Here is a 22,701-nt window from a genome sequence, read left to right as displayed (position 1 = left end):
AAAACCAAAGAAGTTAATTTCTTTGGTTTTTTCTTGCTCTTAATTTTACTATCATTTTAGCTTAAAATAAAAAAGCCACTACGTTGGCTTTTTTATTTAATTTGTTCACCATTTTTATCTAAAAAATGATATTCTAAGTATGTGTAAGCATCTCTGGGTTGTATTTTAACCCATTTTTTGTGTTCAAAAAACCATTTTGAACGAATAGATGGAAAGCCTTTTGTTAAGAAGGCTGCTATAAAAGGATGTGTGTTTAAAGTCACCTTGCTATAGTCTTTTTTTAATAATACCTCTAAATCATGATTGATTTTAGATAATATTCCAATTGGAGCTTCAACCTCTTCAGTACTATTACCACCATTAGGATCTTCCTCTCTGGTTTTAATATTCATTTCTGGTCTTACTCTTTGTCTTGTAATTTGAATCAATCCAAATTTACTTGGAGGTAATATTTTGTGTTTAGCTCTATCATCTTTCATTTCATCACGAAGATGATTAAAGAGTTTTTTTCTGTTTTCAGCTTTATTAAGATCAATAAAATCTACTACAATAATACCTCCCATATCTCGAAGGCGAAGTTGTCTTGCAACTTCTGTAGCAGAAATCATATTAACTTCTAAGGCTGTTTCTTCTTGGGAATTAGCCTTGTTAGACCTGTTTCCACTGTTTACATCAACAACATGTAATGCTTCTGTGTGTTCTATTACTAAATAGGCACCTTTAGCCATTGAAACTGTTTTCCCGAAAGCAGTTTTAATTTGTCTGTCGACTCCAAATTTCTCAAAAATAGGAGTGTTAGATTGATGTAGCTTAACTATTGATTCTTTTTTTGGTGCAATTTCTTGCACGTAATCTTTAATTTGGGTGTAAAGCGCTTCATCATCTACTTGAATACCTGTAAACGAGTCGTTAAAAATGTCTCTTAACATTGAAGAGGCTTTGTTTAACTCGCCATGTACTTTAGAAGGATGGTGTGCTTTATGTAGCTTTTTACACATTGTGGTCCAACGACCTAACAAATTTTGTAAATCTTTATCTAATTCGGCTACTTTTTTCCCTTCGGCCACTGTACGTACAATAATTCCGAAACCTTTTGGTGTGATACTTTTTACCAAACGTTTTAGTCTGTCTTTTTCTGCTCTGTCTTCTATTTTTTGAGAAATAGAAATACGATCGCTAAAAGGTACTAAAACGATATATCTACCAGCAATAGAAAGCTCAGAGCTTATTCTTGGGCCTTTTGTAGATATTGGTTCCTTTACAATTTGTACCAACATGGATTGATTTGACTTTATAACATTGGCAATTTTGCCGTCTTTGTCAATATCTTTCTCAAATGGGAAATCTTTTAATGAGAAGTCATTTAATTTACCTGTGCTTACACGTTTTGTGAATTGTAAGAGAGAAGATATTTTTGGCCCTAAATCGTGATAATGCAAGAATGCATCTTTCTCGTAACCTACATTTACAAATGCAGCATTTAGTCCAGGAACAGCTTTACGTATTTTGGCAATAAACACATCACCAACAGCAAAGTTGTTACTATCTTCTTCCTTATGTAATTCAATAAGTTTTCCATCTTTTAATAAGGCAAAATCAACACCGTCAGAATTAGATCTGATAATCAATTCTTTATTCATACTGTTAATTTTAATCTATTATACACTAGGTATAACAGATGGATTATACATTATTTTGTTTGGTAAATTTTACCAAACAGGATGTCTTAAATACATTAAGACATTCACAGGATTTTTAATAAAAATCCGAAGAACTTAGGCTATACACAAGATTTCGCTTGTTTATAGTTAAGTTCGTTTTCAAAGAACGTTGTTTCTAAGAAACCAAAAAAGTAGTTATAAAAACTACTTTTTTGAATTACTTCTTCTTTTTGTGACGGTTAGCACGTCTTCTTTTTTTACGCTTATGCGTTGCAACCTTGTGTCTTTTTCTTTTTTTACCGCTTGGCATAAGATCTATGGTTTTAAATTAATAATTCGTTTTATGTTGTAATTACTTTACGTCAACATTAGTTTTTACACCTTCTACAAAAACTTTTGCAGGTTTAAATGCTGGTATATTATGTGCTGGAATCTTAATAGTTGTATTCTTAGAAATATTTCTACCTGTTTTCTCAGCTCTCTTTTTAATTATAAAACTTCCAAAACCACGTAAATAAACATTATCACCACCTTCTAAAGATGTTTTTACTTCTTCCATGAATGTTTCTACAGTCGCTTGAACGTCTCCTTTTTCAATTCCTAATTTCTCGGAAATTTTTGATACTAAATCAGCTTTAGTCATTGTCTTTCTCTTGTTTGTGTTATTACTATTCTTAAGGGTTGGCAAATATATGAATTAAATATTCAATATTTCAAACCTAATTCATTAAAATTTAATGCTATAAAGAATTACTTTTGTTTGTGAATTTTATAGCATAAATGAATATAACAAAAAAACTAATCAATTGGTACTCAGTAAATAAGAGAGATTTGCCATGGCGTAACACTACAAATCCATATTTTATTTGGCTATCAGAAATCATCTTACAGCAAACACAAGTTGTGCAAGGGCTTCCATATTACGTCGCATTTACCACTAATTACCCAACTGTTTTTGATTTAGCTAATGCAGAAGAATCTCAAATATTAAAACTTTGGCAAGGCTTAGGTTATTATTCTAGAGCCAGAAATTTACATGCTTCTGCAAAATATATAGTAGCAGATTTAAATGGCGTTTTTCCTAGTACTTATAATGAGATAATAAAGTTAAAAGGAGTAGGTGATTATACAGCAAGTGCTATTGCTTCTATAAGTTTTAATGAAAAAACGGCTGTTGTAGATGGTAATGTCTATCGCGCGTTGTCTAGAATTTATGGTATTTCTACTCCTATTAATACAGGTAAAGGTTTTAAGGAGTTTAAGGCTTTAGCTCAAGAGTTAATAGATAAAAAAGAACCAGCAACATTTAATCAGGCTATTATGGAGTTTGGCGCTAGACAGTGTAAACCAAAGAATCCAGATTGCGCTGTTTGCCCGTTTAATGGTAAGTGTATAGCGCTTCAAAAAGATAGTATAAGTGAGTTGCCCGTTAAATTGAAAACTTTAAAGGTGAAGAAAAAATACTTTAATTTTATTGTATTACTATCTTTAGATCAAAAGACTATTTTAGAAAAAAGAGAAGGTAAAGGTATTTGGCAAAACCTGTATCAGTTTCCTTTAATTGAAACAGTAAAACCTATAGATATAGCAACAATTGAAACAGAATTGATGGGTTTTTCGATATTAAAAAATAAAAAATATAGTGTGTCTCTATATAATGAGGTGGATATTGTACATAAACTCTCACATCAACATTTGTTTACTAAGTTTTGGATTGTTACTACGGATCAAAAGCTACCTGAAGGTGTTTCCGTGGAAAAAATCACAGACTTTCCCGTACCTATTTTAATAGGTAATTTTATAGAAAGATTTAATTTTTAGTTGTTTAAGTTAAATTAGTCTTTCTTTTTTATTAAATTTAAGTTTATCAATAGGTAAAAATGTAATTTTGCATAGTAATTAAATAAGAATATGGCAGGGACGTTAAATAAAGTGATGCTAATTGGGCATTTAGGAGATGAAGTTAAAATGCACTATTTCGAAGGTGGTGGATGTGTTGGTAGATTTCCGTTAGCAACAAACGAAACCTATACCAATAAATCAACAAACGAACGTGTTACTACTGTAGAATGGCATAATATTGTTTTAAGAAATAAGGCTGCCGAGATTTGCGAGAAGTACCTTACTAAAGGTGATAAAGTATATATTGAAGGTAGAATTAAAACTAGAAAATGGAAAGATGACACTGGTAACGAGCGTTACAGTACTGAAATTCAGGCCAATGATTTTACTTTTTTAACGACAAAGAAAGATAGTCAAGCGGCTAATGCTACGCAACCAGCACAACCAAAACAACAAGTGGGAAATAATTCGGAAACTGCTGGCAAGGCTGCTAGTGATGACGATTTACCATTTTAATCTTAATTTATAATCATTGGATCCAGAACCCTCGAGTTTATTAATACATTTTTTAGCAATAGATTTCTCTGCCATCTCTGGCTTTGTTTTACTTTTTGTATTGCTGTTTTTTTCAGCATTAATTTCTGGAGCCGAAGTGGCATTATTTTCTTTAACCAGAACGGATTTAGAACAAGAAGAATTGCAGTCTAGTAAAGCAATTCAGATTATTAATAAACTATTAGAACGACCAAAAAAACTATTAGCAACGATACTAGTGGCTAACAATTTTATAAATATTGGAATTGTAATTCTGTTTGCATTTCTTGGTAATTACATGTTTCAAGGCATTACCAATACTGTTGTAAAATTTGTTGTAGAGGTAGTTGTAGTTACCTTTTTAATTTTGCTTTTTGGAGAGATTTTACCAAAAGTATATGCGAGTAGAAATAATTTAAAATTTGCTTCTTTTATGGCATATCCTTTAAAAGTACTAGATTTTGTTTTTTCACCAATAAGTTTGCCAATGCGGGCAATAACACTTGGGATTCATAATAAACTTGGGAAACAAAAATCTAACCTTAGTGTAGACCAATTATCGCAAGCATTAGAACTTACAAGCGAAGAGGATACAACACAGGAAGAACATAAGATATTAAAAGGGATTGTTTCTTTTGGTAATACAGATACCAAACAGGTTATGCGACCTAGATTGGATATTTTTGCTTTAAATATAGAACAGACATATAGCGATATTATTAATGAGATTACATCTAATGGGTATTCTAGAATTCCTGTTTTTAAAGACAATGTCGATACTATTGAGGGTATTTTATATGTAAAAGATTTATTACCACATATAGATACAAAAGATTTTGATTGGAAAACCCTACTTCGTGAGCCATTTTTTGTTCCAGAAAATAAGAAGTTAGACGATTTAATGTCTGAGTTTCAAGAAAAGAAAGTGCATTTAGCAGTGGTTGTAGACGAATATGGTGGAACTTCTGGTTTAGTTTCTTTAGAAGATATAATTGAAGAAATAGTTGGTGATATTACTGATGAGTTTGATGATGAAGATGTGCATTACTCTAAATTAGACGATAATAATTATGTATTTGAAGGTAAAACAGCTTTAAAAGATTTTTATAAGATTTTAAAGCTTGAAGAAGAAACCATCTTTGAAGGAAAGAAAGGTGAAGCTGAAACGCTTGCGGGATTTATTTTGGAAATTTCCGGTAGCTTTCCAAGACAGGCGAGTAAAATAAATTTCGAAAATTATGTTTTTACTATAGAAGCTTTAGATAATAAACGAATTAAGCGTGTAAAAGTCACGATACCTTAATTTCGAAAACAGGAGGTAAAAAAGGAGAAAAGAAAATAGACTGTGTATTGATATGTGAGCAATGCAAATACTAGAAATGAGACTGTAAATTTTATGAAAGAAATCTATAAACGCATTGTTTTAATAATAGGCTCGATACTCGTTCTAGTAAGTTGCACCGAGGATCCAAGACCAAAACCAAAGGCATATCTAGCTTTAGAATATCCTGAGGCTATATATAAAACCGAAGACATTACAAAAATGCCTTTTACCTTCGATCGTAATGCATTAGGTAAAAACTTAAGAACTAAAACGCTTAAAGGAGAAACTACTAGTTATGGTATTAACATAGAGTATCCCAACCTTAAAGGCACAATTTATATTACTTATAAAGCGATTGATAAAGATGAGGAGTTGTTAAGAACCTTTTTAATAAATGCTCAAAATTTTACAGAAGAACATACCCAAAAAGCCGATGCTATAGACGGTGTTGTTTACGAAAATCCAGAACGTAAAGTCTACGGTATGTTTTACGATGTTGGAGGTAATGCAGCTTCACAATCGCAATTTTATGTAACCGATAGTATTAATCATTTTATTACAGGTTCTCTTTACTTCTACGCTAAACCAAATTACGATTCTATTTTACCTGCTGCCAATTATTTGCAGAAGGATATTATGAGAATTATGGAAAGTTTAGAGTGGAAGAAATAAAGAGTTAATTTCTTCTTTAGTTTTTATAGACCAATAGAGTGTTCATGAATAAGAAAACAATTAACACTAAACGAGTAAAGAAACCATGGCCAACTAAAGATGCTATGGATCAGGTTTATAAAATGAACCTTTGGGGAGATAATAACACGCCTTTCTATTCTGGTTTTGGGTCGCATGATCCAAACTTAGTAAAACCATATATAGATGTTGTAGCATCATTCTTAAAGTCTTTTAAAAGCCCTCTTAATGTATGTGATTTAGGTTGTGGAGATTTTAATATAGGCAAGGAATTAGTAAAATATACTAACCAATATATTGGAGTAGATGTAGTTTCAGATCTTATTACGCATAATAAAGAAAAATTTAAAGCAGAGCGCCTAGAGTTTCAGTGTTTAGATTTAGCAAAAGATAATTTGCCTTCTGGAGATTGTGCTTTGGTAAGACAGGTTTTACAACATATATCTAATCTTGAAGTGCAAAATATTATAACAAAACTTAGAGCCTATAAATACGTTATTATTACTGAGCATTTACCGCATGGAACGTTTATACCGAATAAAGACATTATTTCTGGGCAAGGTATTAGGTTAAAAAAACAAAGTGGCTTAAATCTACTAGAAGCGCCATTCTATTTTAAAGTGAAACATGCAGAAATACTGTTATCGGTTAGTTTGCCTGAGTTTAAAGGAGAAATTGTAACAACGTTTTACGAAGTTTTTTAATGCCCTTCTATTTCCAATTTATGGCATGTTGTTTATGCTTCATTTTATAAAAACAGATGTTTTTGTAAACGTATTTAATTGTTTTTATTTAAATGTCTTGCTAAATAGACTCCGGTACTAGCGCAAGCCTGTAATAAGTATCCACCAGTTGGAGCATCCCAATCTAACATTTCGCCAATACAAAATTGATTGGGCATGTTCTTAAGTTCAAAATTTTTAGAAACAGCGTTTATATCGATACCGCCAACTGTAGAAATGGCTTCGTCAATAGATGCGGTACTAAGTATTGTTAAAGGAAATTTTTTAATATTTTTAGCTAATAATTCTATATTTAAATAAGATTCTTTGGAGAGGTGATTTTTTAATAAATCAATTTGAGATGCACTTAGTTTAAGTTCCTTTTTTAATATTTGAGTCGTGTTTTTATATTTTGATAATTTTATTTTAGAATGTACATTTTCTAGTGGCATGGAAGGTTTAAAATCTATAAAGATAGTTGCTTTCGAGTCTGTATTCAGTTGTTCTCTAATTTGCGGACTTAGACCGTAAATAGCGTTTCCTTCTAATCCAAACTTAGTAATAACTGCTTCTCCTTTTTGAATAACGTTATTACAAGAAATAGCAATATTTTTTAATGGAGTGCCTTCATGGATTTCAATAAAGTTGGGTTTCCAATCTATTTTATAACCGCAGTTTGAGGCTTCAAACATTTTTGTTTCGATGCCTTTTTTTGAAAAAGTATCGAGCCAGTTTCCGCTTGATCCGGTAACCTTCCAACTAGATCCGCCTAAAGAGAAGACTGTAAAATCTGTTTCTATTGTTGTGTTATTAATAATTGGATTGTCGTTATCGTCCCAATTAGAAAAAGTATGCTCATACTTAATAGTAATTCCTTTTTCTTCTAGAGATTGTAGAATTGCATTTAATACTTCAATAGGTTTAATGCCTTCTTTTGGGTACACTCTTTTACTACTTCCTACATATGTTGGTATCTTGATTTGTTCTAACCAATGCCTAAAATCAGAATTAGTGAAATGAAGTAGCGCTTTGTCTAAAAAGTTATCCGATGTGTAACGTTTAATAAAGTGATCAATCGGTTCTGAATGCGTTAAATTGAACCCACCTTTACCAGCAACTAGAAATTTACGACCGGCAGTTTTGTTTTTTTCATAGATAGTAATACTGAATTTTTCAACATCTAAAAAAGAGGCTAATAAAAAAGCTGATGGTCCACCACCTATAATAGCAATCTGTTTTTTCATGAAGCAAAAGTTGTTGGTAGATTTATTTTTATTTATGTGGCCTTATTCCAGGACGGGTCAAAATTACGTACAATTGTTATGTGTATTGATAGTTGCGTGTTTGCGTGCGACGACCTTTGTTTTAGTCACAGTTATTTTATTTTTCGGAATGTCAAACTCATTCGTCCGTTTTCAGTATCAGATTTCGGAATTGAGTGTTGCCATTCGTCTTGAATTTCGTTTGTCATATAAATAAATGAGCCAGAAGGAAGTTCAAAGTCTTTTATTAATTCTCTGTTCTCAATATTTCGGAACCTTAAAATTCGGGTTTCTCCAAGTGATATTATTCCAACGCCTGTATTTTCTTGTAATATGTCAGTTTGATCAGAATGAAATCCCATTTTAGATTTTCCGTCCAAATAATAATTAATCAAGCAATTATTGGGTTTGAAATTCAGTGTATTATTAATGGATTCAATAATTGCATTAAGTTCAGTCGTAAATTCTTGAAAAGGATAACTTATTTGAGAATAATTATATGCTTTTCCGTAACTCGCAGTTTTTCGTGCCGACATTCTTACGTCCCATTCAACATTGTTTTTCAGTATATTAAACAATTCGGTTGGATTATCAATAAAATTCTCAATGAATGTTATTTTGTTCATTTTTTCTCTAATTGTGGCTAGCTTATTATATCGTAACTATTATTATTATTACTAATATTCAAAAAATAAAACTGATTATAGTAATTTTTCACTACCGTTATCATGTAAATATATACTCTTTTTTATGATACCCAAAATCTAATAAAAACAAAAAAGCGAAGTGTTATACTTCGCTTTTTTAATGATATAAGTGCAAGACCTTATTCTTTTTTATCGGAAACAGTCTCTGTTTTTTCAGTTTGAATTAAACCGTCAAAATATTTTTTAAAATCATTAATATCTTCTGGTTTAGCAATAATTTTTTTGTCTTTATCTAAAACGAAATAACTAGGTGTTCCTGTAACATTATATTGATCTCCAATTGGGTTATCCCATTTACCTTCACCAAAAACATGTAAAAACTCAGAGTATTCGTAAGTCATGTCTTTCCAACGGTATAAATCGTTGTCTAAGGCAATTGCAACAACTTGTATGTCCTCTTTTTCTTTAGACTTTATATATTCTTTTAATTGCGGAATTTCATCTAAACAGTGAGAACAGGTTGTACTCCAAAAGAATAATAAATAGTTGTTAGAACCTTCTAATTTGCTAAGTTTTGAAACTTTTACCTTGTCTTTTTCTTCTTTTATTTCAATATCGAAATCTGGACCTATATTACCTATAGATGCATTTTTAAAAAAGATAATACTGTTAGCTAATTCGTTATCGTTATTAGCACGAGCGATATCTAGTAAATATTTAGAACCAATATAGTTTGTTACAACTTCGTTGCCTTCAACAGAAAACTGATTCCATAAAATTTCTAAAAGAATCCCTTTTATTTTTGGGTTATCTCCAATGGCTTTTACTACCGTGTCCACGTTTTCCATGTAAGAGGCATTTGGATTTTTTCGATCTATAAAACCAATAACGTAATCAATAGTGGTTTTAATTAAAAAATTAGAGTCCTGAAGCGTTTTGTTGCCAAAATCAATATTTGAAAAATAATTAGATTTTATGTTTTTAGAAAATCTAGAAACATCTTCTAATTCGTTTGGTATATATGGGCTACATGCCTTTATAAAGTTATTAGCTATCATACCATCTGATGCTTTCTCGAACTCTTCTTGCGTATTTTTAAGAATATTAAAAATTTTAGAATAGCCAGATTTATCTTCTTTTCCTGCACCATAGTAATTACGAATGCTTTTATTAACCATAGCCATGCTTCGGTTGTAAGAACTGTGAATTTTGTTTTCTGAAGACTTATCGAAAGTTAATCCTTTTTCTACATCGTATTGTAGTACAATGTCTTCTTTGTTATTTACAATAAAATCGAAATTAAATTGATCTTGAGGTTGTGCATAAACCAAACGATAAGTACCAGGAATAGTAGCTTTGTCTAATGCTATTTCAAAAGTGCCATCTTCTGTCACATCTGCGTTAGCTACAAATAAAGACGTTTCGGCAGTTACGCGATATAAGAATGCGAATTTAAAATCTTCAGCAGGTGTAAAAGTGCCTTTTATTGTATGTTGTGCGAATAATACCGAAGGTAATATTGCGAGTAAAAAAAGTATTTTTCTAGTCATTATTAATGGTTTTATATCATGTAAGGCAAAAACTTTGCCAAAGATAAGGTTATTTATTTTTTTGATTTTTCTATAAGCTCTTTAGCCCACTGTCGTGCATTTTCAATAAAACTATCTTCTTTTTTATTGTTTATTACACTATTTATGGAAGTGGTGTCTCTAAAACAGCCTTCGCATAAAAATAGAGGTACAGGGCTTTGGGATAATTTATCTATTTTTTGTTTTTCCTCTTGAGAGAGTAAAATTAAATTCTGTTTTTCTAGTTCTTGACAGATTATAATTGTCAAAAAAATATGTGAGCCATCTTTAATACTTTTTAATTCTAAATTATTTTTTAAATCATTAAAATTAGAAATGTTTAATATTTTTTGTTCAAAATCTTTAACGAAGGATGATTTTACTCCAGAGATTCCACAATAAAAACCAATTGTTATAGAATCTCTAGTTTTAATGGCTTCACTTTGAGCAATAAGACTTAATGAGCCAAAACAGAAAAGTATTAAAAATAATTTTTTCATTAACTTTTTTTATTCTTAAATAATCAAAAATTAAGCCAATATAGGTTTAAGCACTGCCAATGCTTGTTCTACAGTTTTTATGTTTTCAAAGGTAAGTAATAAGCGCAAGCCTTTTCTAGTTTGCTTTTCTTTCATTTTACCAGCTCTAGGATTTTGCTGTACGTATTTTAATAGCTTATTAAAGTTAACACTTTGGTAAAAGCGACTTTGTTGATCGTTAATAAAGTAACCAACCAGTTTGCCTTTTTTCATAATTACTTTTTCGATTCCTAATTTGGTGGCAATCCATTTTAACCTTACACTATCTAATAAATCTACTACTTGCGTTGGTAATTCTCCAAATCTATCTATTAATTCAGTCTCAAATTTGGCTAATTCTTCTTCCGTTTTAAAGTTGTTAAGTTGTGTGTAAAGGTTTAATCTTTCAGCTATATTATTAACGTAATCGTCTGGGAATAGTAATTCTAAATCACTATCAATAGTCATATCCTTTACATATTCTTTATCCTCGGGATCTTCGTCATATAAGTCCTTAAATTCATTTTCTTTAAGTTCATCAATGGCTTCGTTTAATATTTTTTGGTAGGTGTCGAAGCCAATTTCATTTATAAAACCAGATTGCTCACCACCTAATAAATCACCTGCACCACGAATTTCTAAATCCTTCATCGCGATATTAAACCCACTTCCTAAAGCGGTAAATTGCTCTAAGGCTTGAATACGTTTTCTAGCATCGTCCGTCATTGCAGAATACTCAGGCGTAATAAAATAACAGAATGCTTTTTTATTACTTCGTCCTACACGACCACGCATTTGGTGTAAATCGCTTAGTCCAAAGTTATTAGCGTTATTAATAAAAATAGTGTTTGCATTTGGCACATCTAGACCACTTTCTATAATGGTTGTACTCACTAAAACATCAAAAGCGCCTTCCATAAAAGAAAGCATTAGGGTTTCTAGTTTTTTACCTTCCATTTGGCCATGACCAACACCAACTTTAGCATCAGGTACTAAACGCTGTATCATGCCTGCAACTTCTTTAATATTCTCTATTCTATTATGAATAAAAAATACTTGTCCGCCACGTTGTATCTCGTAGCTCACTGCATCCCGAATAGCATCTTCACTAAAACGAATTACATTACTTTCTATAGGGTAACGATTAGGTGGAGGCGTAGTTATTACCGATAAATCTCGTGCAGCCATTAAACTAAACTGAAGCGTCCTTGGTATAGGTGTAGCCGTTAAGGTTAATACATCGACATTGTCTTTTAGCGTTTTTAACTTCTCTTTTACTGCAACACCAAATTTTTGTTCTTCGTCCACAATTAGCAAACCTAAATCTTTAAATTTCACTTTTTTGTTTACCAATTGGTGTGTGCCAATAATAATATCTACATGTCCTTTTTCTAGTTTTTCTAATGTTTCACGTTTTTGTTTTGCAGTACGAAAACGATTTACATAATCTACCGTTACAGGAAACTCTTTTAAGCGTTCAGTAAACGTTTTGTTATGCTGAAATGCTAATATAGTTGTTGGAACCAAAACAGCCACTTGCTTACCATTATCTACGGCCTTAAATGCTGCACGTATGGCAACTTCTGTTTTCCCAAAACCAACATCACCGCAAATTAAACGATCCATTGGACGTTGGCTTTCCATATCTGCCTTAATATCTGCAGTTGCAGTAATTTGGTCTGGAGTATCTTCGTAAATAAAAGACGCTTCTAATTCGTGCTGTAAATAACTATCTTGCTTGTATTGGTAACCTTTTTCAAGTTTACGTTTAGCATAAAGTTTTATTAAGTTAAACGCAACGTGTTTAACTCTGGATTTGGTTTTCTCTTTTAATACTTTCCAAGCTTTACTACCTAGTTTGTATACTTTTGGTGGTTTGCCGTCTTTACCATTAAATTTAGTAATTTTATGCAGAGAATGAATGCTTAAATATAAGATATCGCGTTCGCCATAAACTAATTTAATAGCTTCTTGCAGTTTACCTTCTACATCTATTTTCTTTAAACCTCCAAACTTACCAATACCATGATCTATGTGTGTAACATAATCTCCAATATCGAGATTAGTGATTTCCTTTAAAGTAATGGCTTGCTTTTTTGCGTAACCATTTTTAAGGTGAAACTTATGGTAACGCTCAAAAATTTGATGGTCTGTGTATACCACCATCTTGTTTTCATGATCTACAAAACCTTGAAATAAGGATAAGGTTATGGTTTGGTATTTTACATCTTGTTCGTTATCATCGAAAATATCATGAAAACGTTTGGCTTGTTGCTCGCTTACACAAGCTATATAATTAGTAAAACCGTTATTATGATTTTGGTTTAGGTTATCTATAAGTAAATCGAATTGCTTATTAAAAGCAGGTTGTGGTGTGGTATTAAATATTAATTCTTCTTGTGTTTTTAACCAAGAATCCGTACCAAATTCTACGACGTTAAAATCTAAAAGCTGTCTTTTTAGTAATGCTGAATTACAAAACAGCTCTACAGGTTCTGCATGTTTTAATTCGGTTGAAAGACTTTTAAAGGCATCTTCAGCTTTAGTAAAAAACTCATCTATTCTTGAAAAAAGGACTTCTACATTTTTTGTAAAAACTACTGTTTTTGAAGCAATGTATTTTAAGAAACTCTCACGAGATTCGTCTAAAAACTTGTTTTCAACATTTGGAATTATACCAATTTTTTTAATCTGCTCGTTAGAAAGCTGTGTTTCGACATCGAAGGTTCTAATACTATCGACTTCATCTCCAAAAAACTCAATTCTGTAAGGTTCGTCATGCGAAAAAGAAAATACATCTACAATACCACCTCTAACCGAAAATTCACCTGGTTCTGTAACAAAATCGACACGTTTAAATTTGTACTCGAAAAGCACTTCGTTTACAAAATCGATATTTAAATCGTCGCCAACATTAATTTTTAATGTGTTACGTTCTAGTTCTTTTCTAGTGACTACTTTTTCGAAAAGTGCATCTGGATAGGTAACAATTATTGCAGGTTTTTTGCGTGAGTTTATTCGGTTTAAAACCTCTGCACGCAATAGTATATTTGCATTATCTGTTTCTTCAATCTGGTATGGTCTTCTATAACTTCCTGGATAGAATAAAACATCTTTCCCGTTTATAAGTTGCTCTAAATCGTTAAGATAAAAAGCGGCTTCTTCTTTATCGTTAAAGATTAAAAGAAAGGGTTTGTCGGCTTTTTTAAAGCTTTCGTGTATTACAAATGAAAGCGCAGAGCCAACAAGGCCTTTTATATGCGTTTTATTTGTGTTTTCTTGAGTTTTGGCAATAGCAGCTTGCAGTTTTTGCAGTTGCAAAGACTGTGCGTATGTTTGCGAGATTAGTAGTTTGCTCACGTATTATTGTATTGGAATACAAATATAAGAGATAGAATGGTTATTTCCATTTCTAAGTTGAAATTACTTGACTTTGTAAAAAGAATAGACGAACTTCGAAAATAAACTACCATTTAATAAAAAGTATTAAAACAATTTCATATCAGTATACAGGTTAGTTGTAATTGCTGAAAAATTTGAGTTAAAAAGCGATGTCACAAGAAATAGAAAATATTGTTTTCTCAGAGTTTGTAAATCAACCTGTGCCGTTTGAGTTAATTTCTATTGAAAACTTATATGCTAGATGCAATGAAAGCGCATTTGACTTATACAATCCTCATAGAATTGAGTTTCATGCCTTAATTATTGTTACAGAAGGGAAGAGTAAACATATTATTGACTTTAAAGAACAGTCATTGTTTCCTGGTGTAATTTTACCATTATCTAAAGGTCAAGTGCATTCTTTCTCCAAAGCATTAACAATTAAAGGTTATGTGGTTTCTTTTGACGAAGCTATAATTACAAACAACATTAGTGAAAAAAACCTTTTCCATTTTCTTCACCTTTATAATGCACCAACTATTCATATTGGCGCTGAAAATTTACAAATACTAAACCCTTATCTGTCCATTCTAAAAACGGAATTGGAAAACCCAAACATTAATCTTAAAAGTGATTTTATAAACACTGCTTTAATGACATTGCTACTTCAGATAAAACGGTTATCAATGTATCAACATAATATATTTGAAAGTATAAGGTTTAAAATTTTTATTCAATTTAAACAACTTATTATTCAACATCACAAAGAAACCCACAATGCTAGTGATTATGCAAATATGCTTTCTATATCATATAAATACCTAAATGATATTTGCAAAGAAATAACTAGTAAAACAGCAAAGACGTTTATTGATAGCTGGATATTACTTGAAATAAAAAGAAACATCTCAGAAAAAAAATATACTTCGCAAGAGATCGGTTATAAAATGGGCTTTTCAGAACATTCAAATTTTATTCGTTTTTTTAAAAAACTAACGGGTGTTACACCAAATAAATTCCGTGAACAAATTTAAGCGTTTTATACTCGGTTATAGATTGACTATTTTTAAGAAGATATAGATAATTCAAAAAAAGACTTGTTCGTGTAGTTTTGCCCAAACAAAATTACGAACAATGAAACTTCAAGAACAAACAGAACAATTAAAACAAGAGGTGTTAATTAGAATGCCAGCTCCAATAGTAGAAACTTTTCAAAAAGATATCGTTAAATTAAAGAATGATAGACTTAAAGAACATGCATTGCAAGTAGGTGATACCGTTTCCAATTCTATATTACGCAATATTGAAGGACACGAGATTGATTTAAAATCAATACATACTTCTAATTTTTTAATCCTTAATTTTTACAGAGGTGGTTGGTGTCCATACTGTAACATGGAATTAAGGGAATATGAAAGATTAAAAGGTCAATTTAATTCTATTAAGGCAAATATCGTGGGTATAAGTGCAGAGTTACCACAACAAGGAGCTAAAACTCACGCTAAAAACGCACTTACATACCCGATACTTACAGATGTAGACGCCACTTTTATGAAGAAAATGGGCATTGTATTTACTCTAAGTGAGCAAGCAAAGAAAGATTTTGTAGGCTTTGGTGTAGATTTCTCCAATATTCATGGAAATGAAGATTATCAACTTCCTGTACCTGCTATTTATGTTATTGATAAAGAATTCAAGATACTATTTATTCATTTTGAGGAAGATTATATGACACGTCTAGAACCCTCAAAACTACTAACTATTTTAAAAAACAAAACAATTTAAATTTTACAGATATGAAAACAAATAAAACAATTTATTGGATAGCAACAGGACTGTTATGTGCACTATTTATTATGGGAGCAATGATGTATATATTCAACTATCCAAGAGCAGAAAGTTTTTTTATAAGCCTTGGGTTTCCTACTTGGATAATTTATCCTTTAGCTACACTAAAAATATTAGGACCATTAACTATATTATCACGAAAGTCGCTGTTTCTTAAAGAGTTGACTTATTCAGGGTTTATTTTTGATGCAACATTAGCCTTTTTTGCACATTTGATGGTTGCAGATGGTGAATATCTTTTTTCAATTTTAGCTTTAACATTCACGACTATTTCTTGGGTATATGATAGGAAAGTCTTTGGTAAAATAACTCAGGAAAGACTTATTAAAGAAGCAGTTGAATAAGTTAAAATGAAAAAGCAAGACAACAGTTACTTAAGAATTACTATGCTGTTAATTCTTTTGTTTACAGGATTAAGTAATAGTAATGCACAATCTCAAAATATTGAAATAAAGATGACGCATAAGGATATAAAAACAGAAGAAGGTTTAGAAGCTTCTTTGCAAAGATTGATAACACCAGATAAAGACTTTGGACGTGATGACCTTCAAGAAATCTATCACGAGGATATGAACGTTATTATAATTGATGATAAAGGAAGTAAAAACGAGTTTAGAAAACCTGCATTTATGGATTTAATAGGTGGGAAAATAGACAATCGTGAAGAACACAAAAGTAACAATTGGGCAAAATTTCATCATATTAATATTGAAGGAGATAATGGCCATGTAATTGTTGAACGAAAATTAAATTTAACGGGAACAAAGACTAAACTTTTAGTTAATATAGATTTTATTTGGCAAGATGAGCGTTGGCAAATTACTCGAGAAGTTATTTATTCTCAAGAAATAAATTAAATAGAAATAGAGAAGTTTTGCTTACTCACGTTGGGATATCGCAACTTCGGGTAACAAAGCAAATATTAAAACGTGTGAATTTGGGTCTACTTTGAATACAGGAGAACGGTCGTTTAATTTTTAAACTTCAAATTAACTTTATTATATAAAATTTGCGGTGTATTTAAATTTAATAACTACTTGTAGTAAATGGATTAGCGATTATTCACCCGTTCTTAATATTCTAAATATGAATTCCTAATCAATTCGTACTTGTTATGTGGTTAAGGTGTCTAGGAGGGAATAACCACGGAAAGCGCGGTATTTTACTTCTCTTTAAAAGAAGTGAAATGAATGCTCAAAATAAAAAGTTTTTTAATTTTAAAAGATTTGAAGATTACTTATCTTTGCCGCTCTAAAACAAAAAAATATATGTCATTTTCAGATTTATTCGATAGCGGATTTAAGAAGCGTAACGAAGACCATTTTGCATCAATTGTAAAAGTGGCAATGGACGATGGAGTTATTTCGGACGAAGAAAAAACATTTTTAGATCGTTTGGCACGTAATTTAGATATTGGTGAAAACGATTATAAGATAATATTAGAAGATTATCAATCGCACCCAATTAATCCACCAACTTCTTACGATATTCGTTTGGAGCGTTTATACGATTTATCTCGTATGGTTTATGTAGATCATATTAAAGGTGATCACGAGGAGATTTTATTACGTAAAATTGCAGTTGGATTAGGTTTTAATGCTGAAAACGTAAAATACGTTGTAGACAAGGCATTAACGTTAGTTAGTAATGGTACAGATTTAGATACTTTTATTGAAGAAATTAAAGGTATGAATAGATAATATTCAATTTATAAATATTAAAAGCAAGCTGTTAGGCTTGCTTTTTTTGTATAATATATTTTAGTTTTCTTAGTACTTCTGCTTTGTCAAAAGGTTTGCCTATATAGCTATTAACACGTCGTTCTTTACAATAGTTTTCTTCTTCTTTAGATGGTTTTTCACTTATTATAACAATGGGTATTTTGTTAATGTTTTTATAATCTGAATGTCTGATATAACGTGTAGTATCGATACCATCCATTGTTGGTAACTTAAGATTTAGTATTAGTAAGTTAAAAGTGGATTTGTATAACTCTTCTATAACTTGGTCTCCATTTTCTACAATAACAACATCGCAGTTTTTTAATTTGCTAATAATCTTTAATAGCTTTTCTTGATTACCACGTAATGGCTCTGCAAGTAAAATTTTAATGTCGTTTTTAGCTGTGGTTATAGAAGTTTTAGTGATTACTTTATCTTCTTTTTGGTTAGGTGCAATTTTAAAATCTAAAGTTACTGTAAATTCAGAACCTTTATTAATTTCACTTTTTAAGTCTATTTTACCATCTAGTGCATGAACAAGTTTTTTGGTTATAGCTAGACCTAAACCGGCACCATTATTAGTAAGGTTATTATTAACTTGATGGAAACCATTAAATATAGCGTCAATTTGTTTTTTGTTTATTCCAATTCCTGTGTCTTTTACACAAAATATTAATGTTGCAAAATTATTGTTTTTAGTAACACATTTTGCTGACAATTCTATGGAGCCAGTTGGTGTAAATTTAATAGCATTACCGATAAGGTTGTTTACTATTTGGGCAAGTCTATATTTATCTGCAATAATATATTTCGGACATTCTGGATCAATATTGTAGTTTAGAATTAGGCCTTTTTCTTTACATTTTTGACTGTAGATGGTAGTAATGGTGTCTAGTTCCTCTAGTAAATTGTAACGTATTGGTAATATAGAGAATCGACCAGTTTCAATTTTAGATATATCTATAATATCGTTAATCATCGTTTTTAACTTGTCATTGGTATTTTTAATAACGTTAAGATTATAGCGTTGACTCTGTTCTAAGTTTGTGTTCTCTAATAGAGAAACAAAACCATTTATAGTATTAACAGGCATTTTAATTTCATGACTAAAATTTGCTATAAAACTATTCTTAAAGGCTTCCTTTTCTTGTAGAATAACATTGTTGTAATCTAAAAGTTGAGCTTTAATTTCTGCTACGTTTCGTTTTTGTGCTGCCTTTTGGTATGTAATGTATTGCTTTGTTAAATCTTGAATTACAAGGGCTGACGGTTCTTTTGAGTTGTTGGTATGTAAAACGGCATCTAATGTATAATGTTTGTTGTCTATCTCTAAATTAATACACTCAAAATTGTAGGTCTTATTTTTTAAAGTTAATAGGTTTATTAAAGTCTCAAAGAAGGGATGTAAACTTTGTATTGCTTTACCAATATAATTTTTAAAAAGAATAGATTGGGCGTCAACAATAATTCCTTTATTACTAATAAGTAGAATTTGATTAGTAGTTTCCTTGTACGGAATAGTATAGGTTTGGAGCATGTTTAAGGATTAACTGTTGTTTTAGTAATCTTAAAGATACAGTATTTTATAATATTTGTATGAGCTATTTTTGTTCTTACTTTAAATTCCTTGCAATTACGTCTAATAATTGACTTTGATTAAAAGGTTTCTTTAAAACATCGTTTATCCCAATTTTTTTATAATGTTTTAAATCTTCTTTAAAAACTTTTGCCGTCATAGCTACAATAGGAACTTTTCTTTGGTGGCGTTCTGGGAGTTTTCTAATTTGCTTTGCAATGTCATCACCTTGAAATTCTTTCAGTTTGATGTCCATTAAAACTAAATCTACCTCACTATCTATGTTTGATATTCTGGCAAGTGCATCTTCGGGATTAGTTACAATATCTAAAAAAAAGAGACCATTAGATGCGAGAATTTTTAAGACCGAAAGTTGAGTAATTTGGGAATCCTCAACCAATAGTATGTTGTACTTTCTTGATGCACTTGGAAGGTCTTTTTTATTACTTTTTACCTTGTCAAGTTTTAAAGAAGGTGTAGCTACAAAATTAATGTTTGTAGAAAATGTTGAGCCTTTTCCATATTCTGAGGACACTTTAATTTCACTCTTTGTAAGCTCTACCAAATATTTTACAATAGCAAGACCTAATCCGGTTCCTTTAATAGTGTCATCGTTATTTACTTGAGAGAAACTTGTAAAGATAGTGTCTAAATCTTCTTTTTTTAGTCCAACTCCAGTATCAGTGACCTCAAAGTGAATACTTGCTTTTCGTGCTCTAAGTTGGTTTAAAGAAACATTAAAAGTAATACTACCATCTTTCGTGAATTTTAAGGCGTTATCTAGTAAGTTCGTTAAAACCTGTCGTAATCTTTTGGCGTCACCACCAATAATTTCGGGTAATTTTTCGTCAAAAGAATAATGGAATTCTAGTCCTTTTTGCTCAGCTTTAATTTTGTAATTAAACTTGATCTCATTTAATAATTCTATAAAGTTAAAAGGTTCTATAGATAGCTCAAGGTTTCCAGATTCAATTATGGAAATATCAAGAATATCATCAATCATTTTTTTTAAGAAACCAGATGAGGAGTTAAGTATTTGTACATAATCCTTTTGTTGTAAGTCCAAATTGGTCTTACTTAAAATGTCTGTGAAAGTTAAAATACCAGTTAAAGGGTCGCGTAATTCGTGGCTAAAATTAGCGATAAAAGTGTTTTTAAAAGATTCCTTTTCTTTTAAATAGGTGTTTTTTAATTCTAAGATTTGAGAATTAATTACAGATTCGTTTCGTACTTGTGCTGTAGTTTGGTAATTATTGTAATGCGACGTTAAATCGTGAATAATTAAAAGAGGATGCTTGCCGTCCTCAAATGTTTGTAAAAGAATATCTGATGTGATTTCTTTATTTTCAATATTTAAGTGAATACAAGAAAATATAGTTTCATTTTCTTCAGCAATTAAAAGAGGTGTAATTATTTCAAAGAATGGATGAATGTCTCCAATATGCTTTTTTTTAAACTCAGGAAAGAGAGCGTTATCAGATTCTAAAATGTTTCCATCAAAATCTAAAATTGAATACTGTACTAGTGGTTTAGTATATTTTTTTATATATTCTTTAAGCATATTTTAGCTGGTTTTTGCTTACTTAATAAGCGCTTCAGCTAAATTAGAGAAAAGTAAATCAACTTTGTCACCTGTCTTTGCGCTTACATACAAATCTGTTAAACTACCAAAATTACCGCTGTTCTGCTTTAAATAAGCTTTGGTAACCAAATCTTCTTTATTTCCAACAACAGTTATAGATGTGTTTTTTTGTTTTTCTTTAAGGAAATTTATTTCGCTTTCTAAACTTTCGTATGTGGCAGGCCTAGTAACATCGTAAACATAAATAAAAGCATGTGTACCTAGAAGATAAGACAATCTAGTATTAGTGATATCATCATTCCCTTCTAAATCCCATATAACTAAAGAGACATCTGTTCCTTGTTCTGGAATGGTAATGTTTTTTTTAAATATGTGAACACCAATGGTTACTTTGTAATCTTCAGAAAAGGTGTTTTCTACAAAACGCCTAATAAGTGAAGACTTGCCAACACCAAAATGACCTAGTAAGACTATTTTTTTAGAAACTTTCATTATCGAAATATAACTTTTATTTTTTAATTAGAATAGTGCTGTAAATAAAGCAGAACAAAAATAAGCAAAGCTTATTGTATATAGGCTTTTAACTTAAATTAGTTACTCAAAAAATAATTTCAATTTTTTCGAGAACGAATCTGTATCTTTTATATCTTCTTTATTAATGTAGTTTTGAGCAAAGTCTAACAATTTATCCTCTAGCTTACTTTTAAAAACAACATTGTAAGGCCCAGAAATAATTACAGCAATATAGTAGGCAGAAAAATTTTGGAGATGAATATGAAAGCTATCATATTCTATATATTGTAATTCTTGATTATCTTTTTCAAAGGCGTCTTCGGCAAAACTCTTGATAGCTGTTAGCATACCAGATACCATATCCTCATCTATAGATTGTGTTTTTGAGTATTCAGAGATTATGATGCCAGAACCTTTTTCAATAACCATTATTTGGTCTATTTTAGGCTGTGATAGTTCTTGGAGTATTAAATCTCCTTCGCTAACACCAGTTTTTTTAGATTTAAACTTACGTTTTAAACCTTCAAAAGTAAACGCACTATTCATTTTTGCATTTATTTGCTCAGACAAAATTTGCATTTCTTGCTGTACGTATTTTTTAATCATTTTTCCAATGATTGGAAATAATGCTTCTACAACTGCATCTTGGGAGTTTTTAATTTCAGTTTTTAAAGCTTCAGTTATAGAAGGTCCCAAAGTTTTTGGGATTTCAAGAATGAAGTCGTTAAGTTTTTGTTCGATGATAGGATTTACACGCTCAGAAAGTTGATTCTGTTTATTTATAACATCTTCTACAACTCGTAGTTTTTCTTCAACTTTTTGGGCATACTCGCGCTCATCTGTAAGTAAGATGTCTTTTAAAATAGAAAGTCTTTCGTCTTGATTCATGGCGCGAGAATCAAATTAGTTACTAATTTTCTCGCCAAGTTTAATTAGTAAATCGCCAAAAAGTTTGCGATCTAATTTTTTCTCATCTAGAGCATCGGCTTTATCGTCTAATGTGTTTTCTAGTTCTGTAATTCTAATATTAATATCGGTACTTAGATTATCAATATTTTGAAGTAGCTCCACCTTAACGTCATCAATTAAATTCTCAAGTTCTTTTTTCTTGTCGAGAATATCTTTTTTAACAGCTTCAAATTCATGGTTATATTCTTGGATATTTTCACCAAAAATAAGTTGCTTAATCGCATCGATTTTAGAAGTAGGATCGTTAGCGCTAATATTATCTGTTACTGTTTTATCGTTCTTTGCCATTATTAATATTTAGTTTAGTAAACTATGGTAAAAATAATAAAATAAAATTGATTAA

At 30.7% G+C, this 22,701-nt stretch carries 22 protein-coding genes; 10 read left to right on the top strand and 12 right to left on the bottom strand.

Features of this window, described 5'->3' with window-relative positions; all coding sequences use genetic code 11:
- Positions 1-92: 92 nt before the first annotated feature.
- Together ASC44_RS07770 and ASC44_RS07765 are read right to left on the bottom strand one after the other, a co-directional pair.
- Positions 93-1,640, bottom strand: coding sequence for an Rne/Rng family ribonuclease (locus ASC44_RS07770; protein WP_055447044.1), 1,548 nt, complete (start codon positions 1,638-1,640; stop codon positions 93-95).
- 373 nt (positions 1,641-2,013) lie between these two features.
- Positions 2,014-2,304 carry an HU family DNA-binding protein gene (locus ASC44_RS07765; RefSeq protein ID WP_055447926.1) on the bottom strand — a complete coding sequence of 97 codons (291 nt, stop codon included), beginning with the start codon at positions 2,302-2,304 and terminating at the stop codon, positions 2,014-2,016.
- A gap of 137 nt (positions 2,305-2,441) precedes the next feature.
- Between ASC44_RS07765 and mutY the strand changes: the two genes are divergently transcribed.
- From mutY to ASC44_RS07740, 5 genes are all read left to right on the top strand, one after another.
- Entirely contained in the window at positions 2,442-3,482 is a 1,041-nt protein-coding gene (mutY, locus tag ASC44_RS07760; RefSeq protein WP_055447043.1) for an A/G-specific adenine glycosylase, read from the top strand.
- Positions 3,483-3,572: 90 nt separating this feature from the next.
- Complete coding sequence (locus ASC44_RS07755) at positions 3,573-4,019, top strand: single-stranded DNA-binding protein (RefSeq protein ID WP_055447042.1); 447 nt, start codon at positions 3,573-3,575, stop codon at positions 4,017-4,019.
- A gap of 16 nt (positions 4,020-4,035) precedes the next feature.
- Positions 4,036-5,340, top strand: coding sequence for a gliding motility-associated protein GldE (locus ASC44_RS07750; RefSeq protein ID WP_055447041.1), 1,305 nt, complete (start codon positions 4,036-4,038; stop codon positions 5,338-5,340).
- A 93-nt stretch (positions 5,341-5,433) separates the two neighbouring features.
- On the top strand, positions 5,434-6,033 hold the full coding sequence (gldD, locus tag ASC44_RS07745) for a gliding motility lipoprotein GldD (RefSeq protein WP_055447040.1): 600 nt from the start codon (positions 5,434-5,436) through the stop codon (positions 6,031-6,033).
- 44 nt (positions 6,034-6,077) lie between these two features.
- Positions 6,078-6,755 (top strand): class I SAM-dependent methyltransferase, encoded by a 678-nt coding sequence (locus tag ASC44_RS07740; RefSeq protein WP_055447039.1) that lies wholly within the window; start codon positions 6,078-6,080, stop codon positions 6,753-6,755.
- 74 nt (positions 6,756-6,829) lie between these two features.
- Here the strand turns inward: ASC44_RS07740 and ASC44_RS07735 are convergent, their stop codons facing one another.
- From ASC44_RS07735 to mfd, 5 genes are all read right to left on the bottom strand, one after another.
- Positions 6,830-8,017 (bottom strand): BaiN/RdsA family NAD(P)/FAD-dependent oxidoreductase, encoded by a 1,188-nt coding sequence (locus ASC44_RS07735; RefSeq protein ID WP_055447038.1) that lies wholly within the window; start codon positions 8,015-8,017, stop codon positions 6,830-6,832.
- A 131-nt stretch (positions 8,018-8,148) separates the two neighbouring features.
- Positions 8,149-8,661 (bottom strand): alpha-ketoglutarate-dependent dioxygenase AlkB, encoded by a 513-nt coding sequence (locus ASC44_RS07730; RefSeq protein ID WP_055447037.1) that lies wholly within the window; start codon positions 8,659-8,661, stop codon positions 8,149-8,151.
- 200 nt (positions 8,662-8,861) lie between these two features.
- Entirely contained in the window at positions 8,862-10,232 is a 1,371-nt protein-coding gene (locus ASC44_RS07725) for a TlpA family protein disulfide reductase (RefSeq protein WP_055447036.1), read from the bottom strand.
- Between the two features lie 53 nt (positions 10,233-10,285).
- Entirely contained in the window at positions 10,286-10,750 is a 465-nt protein-coding gene (locus ASC44_RS07720; RefSeq protein ID WP_055447035.1) for a hypothetical protein, read from the bottom strand.
- 30 nt (positions 10,751-10,780) lie between these two features.
- Positions 10,781-14,128, bottom strand: a complete 3,348-nt coding sequence (gene mfd / locus ASC44_RS07715) for a transcription-repair coupling factor (protein WP_055447034.1) — start codon at positions 14,126-14,128, stop codon at positions 10,781-10,783.
- Positions 14,129-14,319: 191 nt separating this feature from the next.
- On the opposite strand from mfd, the gene ASC44_RS07710 reads away from it, so the two are divergent.
- From ASC44_RS07710 to ASC44_RS07690, 5 genes are all read left to right on the top strand, one after another.
- Positions 14,320-15,183, top strand: a complete 864-nt coding sequence (locus ASC44_RS07710) for a helix-turn-helix domain-containing protein (protein ID WP_055447033.1) — start codon at positions 14,320-14,322, stop codon at positions 15,181-15,183.
- 100 nt (positions 15,184-15,283) lie between these two features.
- A complete protein-coding gene (locus ASC44_RS07705) occupies positions 15,284-15,934 on the top strand; it encodes a peroxiredoxin-like family protein (protein WP_055447032.1) in 651 nt (216 codons plus the stop codon).
- Positions 15,935-15,945: 11 nt separating this feature from the next.
- The gene (locus tag ASC44_RS07700) at positions 15,946-16,341 is read left to right on the top strand and encodes a DoxX family protein (RefSeq protein ID WP_055447031.1); all 396 of its coding nucleotides are present in this window, start codon (positions 15,946-15,948) and stop codon (positions 16,339-16,341) included.
- A gap of 6 nt (positions 16,342-16,347) precedes the next feature.
- Entirely contained in the window at positions 16,348-16,854 is a 507-nt protein-coding gene (locus ASC44_RS07695; protein ID WP_055447030.1) for a hypothetical protein, read from the top strand.
- Positions 16,855-17,265: 411 nt separating this feature from the next.
- The gene (locus ASC44_RS07690; protein ID WP_055447925.1) at positions 17,266-17,697 is read left to right on the top strand and encodes a TerB family tellurite resistance protein; all 432 of its coding nucleotides are present in this window, start codon (positions 17,266-17,268) and stop codon (positions 17,695-17,697) included.
- A gap of 31 nt (positions 17,698-17,728) precedes the next feature.
- Here the strand turns inward: ASC44_RS07690 and ASC44_RS07685 are convergent, their stop codons facing one another.
- From ASC44_RS07685 to ASC44_RS07665, 5 genes are all read right to left on the bottom strand, one after another.
- On the bottom strand, positions 17,729-19,255 hold the full coding sequence (locus tag ASC44_RS07685; RefSeq protein ID WP_055447029.1) for an ATP-binding response regulator: 1,527 nt from the start codon (positions 19,253-19,255) through the stop codon (positions 17,729-17,731).
- A 76-nt stretch (positions 19,256-19,331) separates the two neighbouring features.
- On the bottom strand, positions 19,332-20,855 hold the full coding sequence (locus ASC44_RS07680; RefSeq protein WP_055447028.1) for an ATP-binding protein: 1,524 nt from the start codon (positions 20,853-20,855) through the stop codon (positions 19,332-19,334).
- Between the two features lie 18 nt (positions 20,856-20,873).
- Positions 20,874-21,368, bottom strand: a complete 495-nt coding sequence (locus ASC44_RS07675) for a Rab family GTPase (protein ID WP_055447027.1) — start codon at positions 21,366-21,368, stop codon at positions 20,874-20,876.
- A gap of 102 nt (positions 21,369-21,470) precedes the next feature.
- The gene (locus ASC44_RS07670; RefSeq protein WP_055447026.1) at positions 21,471-22,277 is read right to left on the bottom strand and encodes a hypothetical protein; all 807 of its coding nucleotides are present in this window, start codon (positions 22,275-22,277) and stop codon (positions 21,471-21,473) included.
- 15 nt (positions 22,278-22,292) lie between these two features.
- Positions 22,293-22,646, bottom strand: coding sequence for a hypothetical protein (locus ASC44_RS07665; protein ID WP_055447025.1), 354 nt, complete (start codon positions 22,644-22,646; stop codon positions 22,293-22,295).
- Positions 22,647-22,701: the final 55 nt, after the last annotated feature.

Origin of the sequence: Lacinutrix mariniflava (genome assembly GCF_001418015.1) — a bacterium.
GTDB classification, from domain to species: domain Bacteria; phylum Bacteroidota; class Bacteroidia; order Flavobacteriales; family Flavobacteriaceae; genus Lacinutrix; species Lacinutrix mariniflava.
This window is presented reverse-complemented; position numbering and strand designations above follow the sequence as displayed.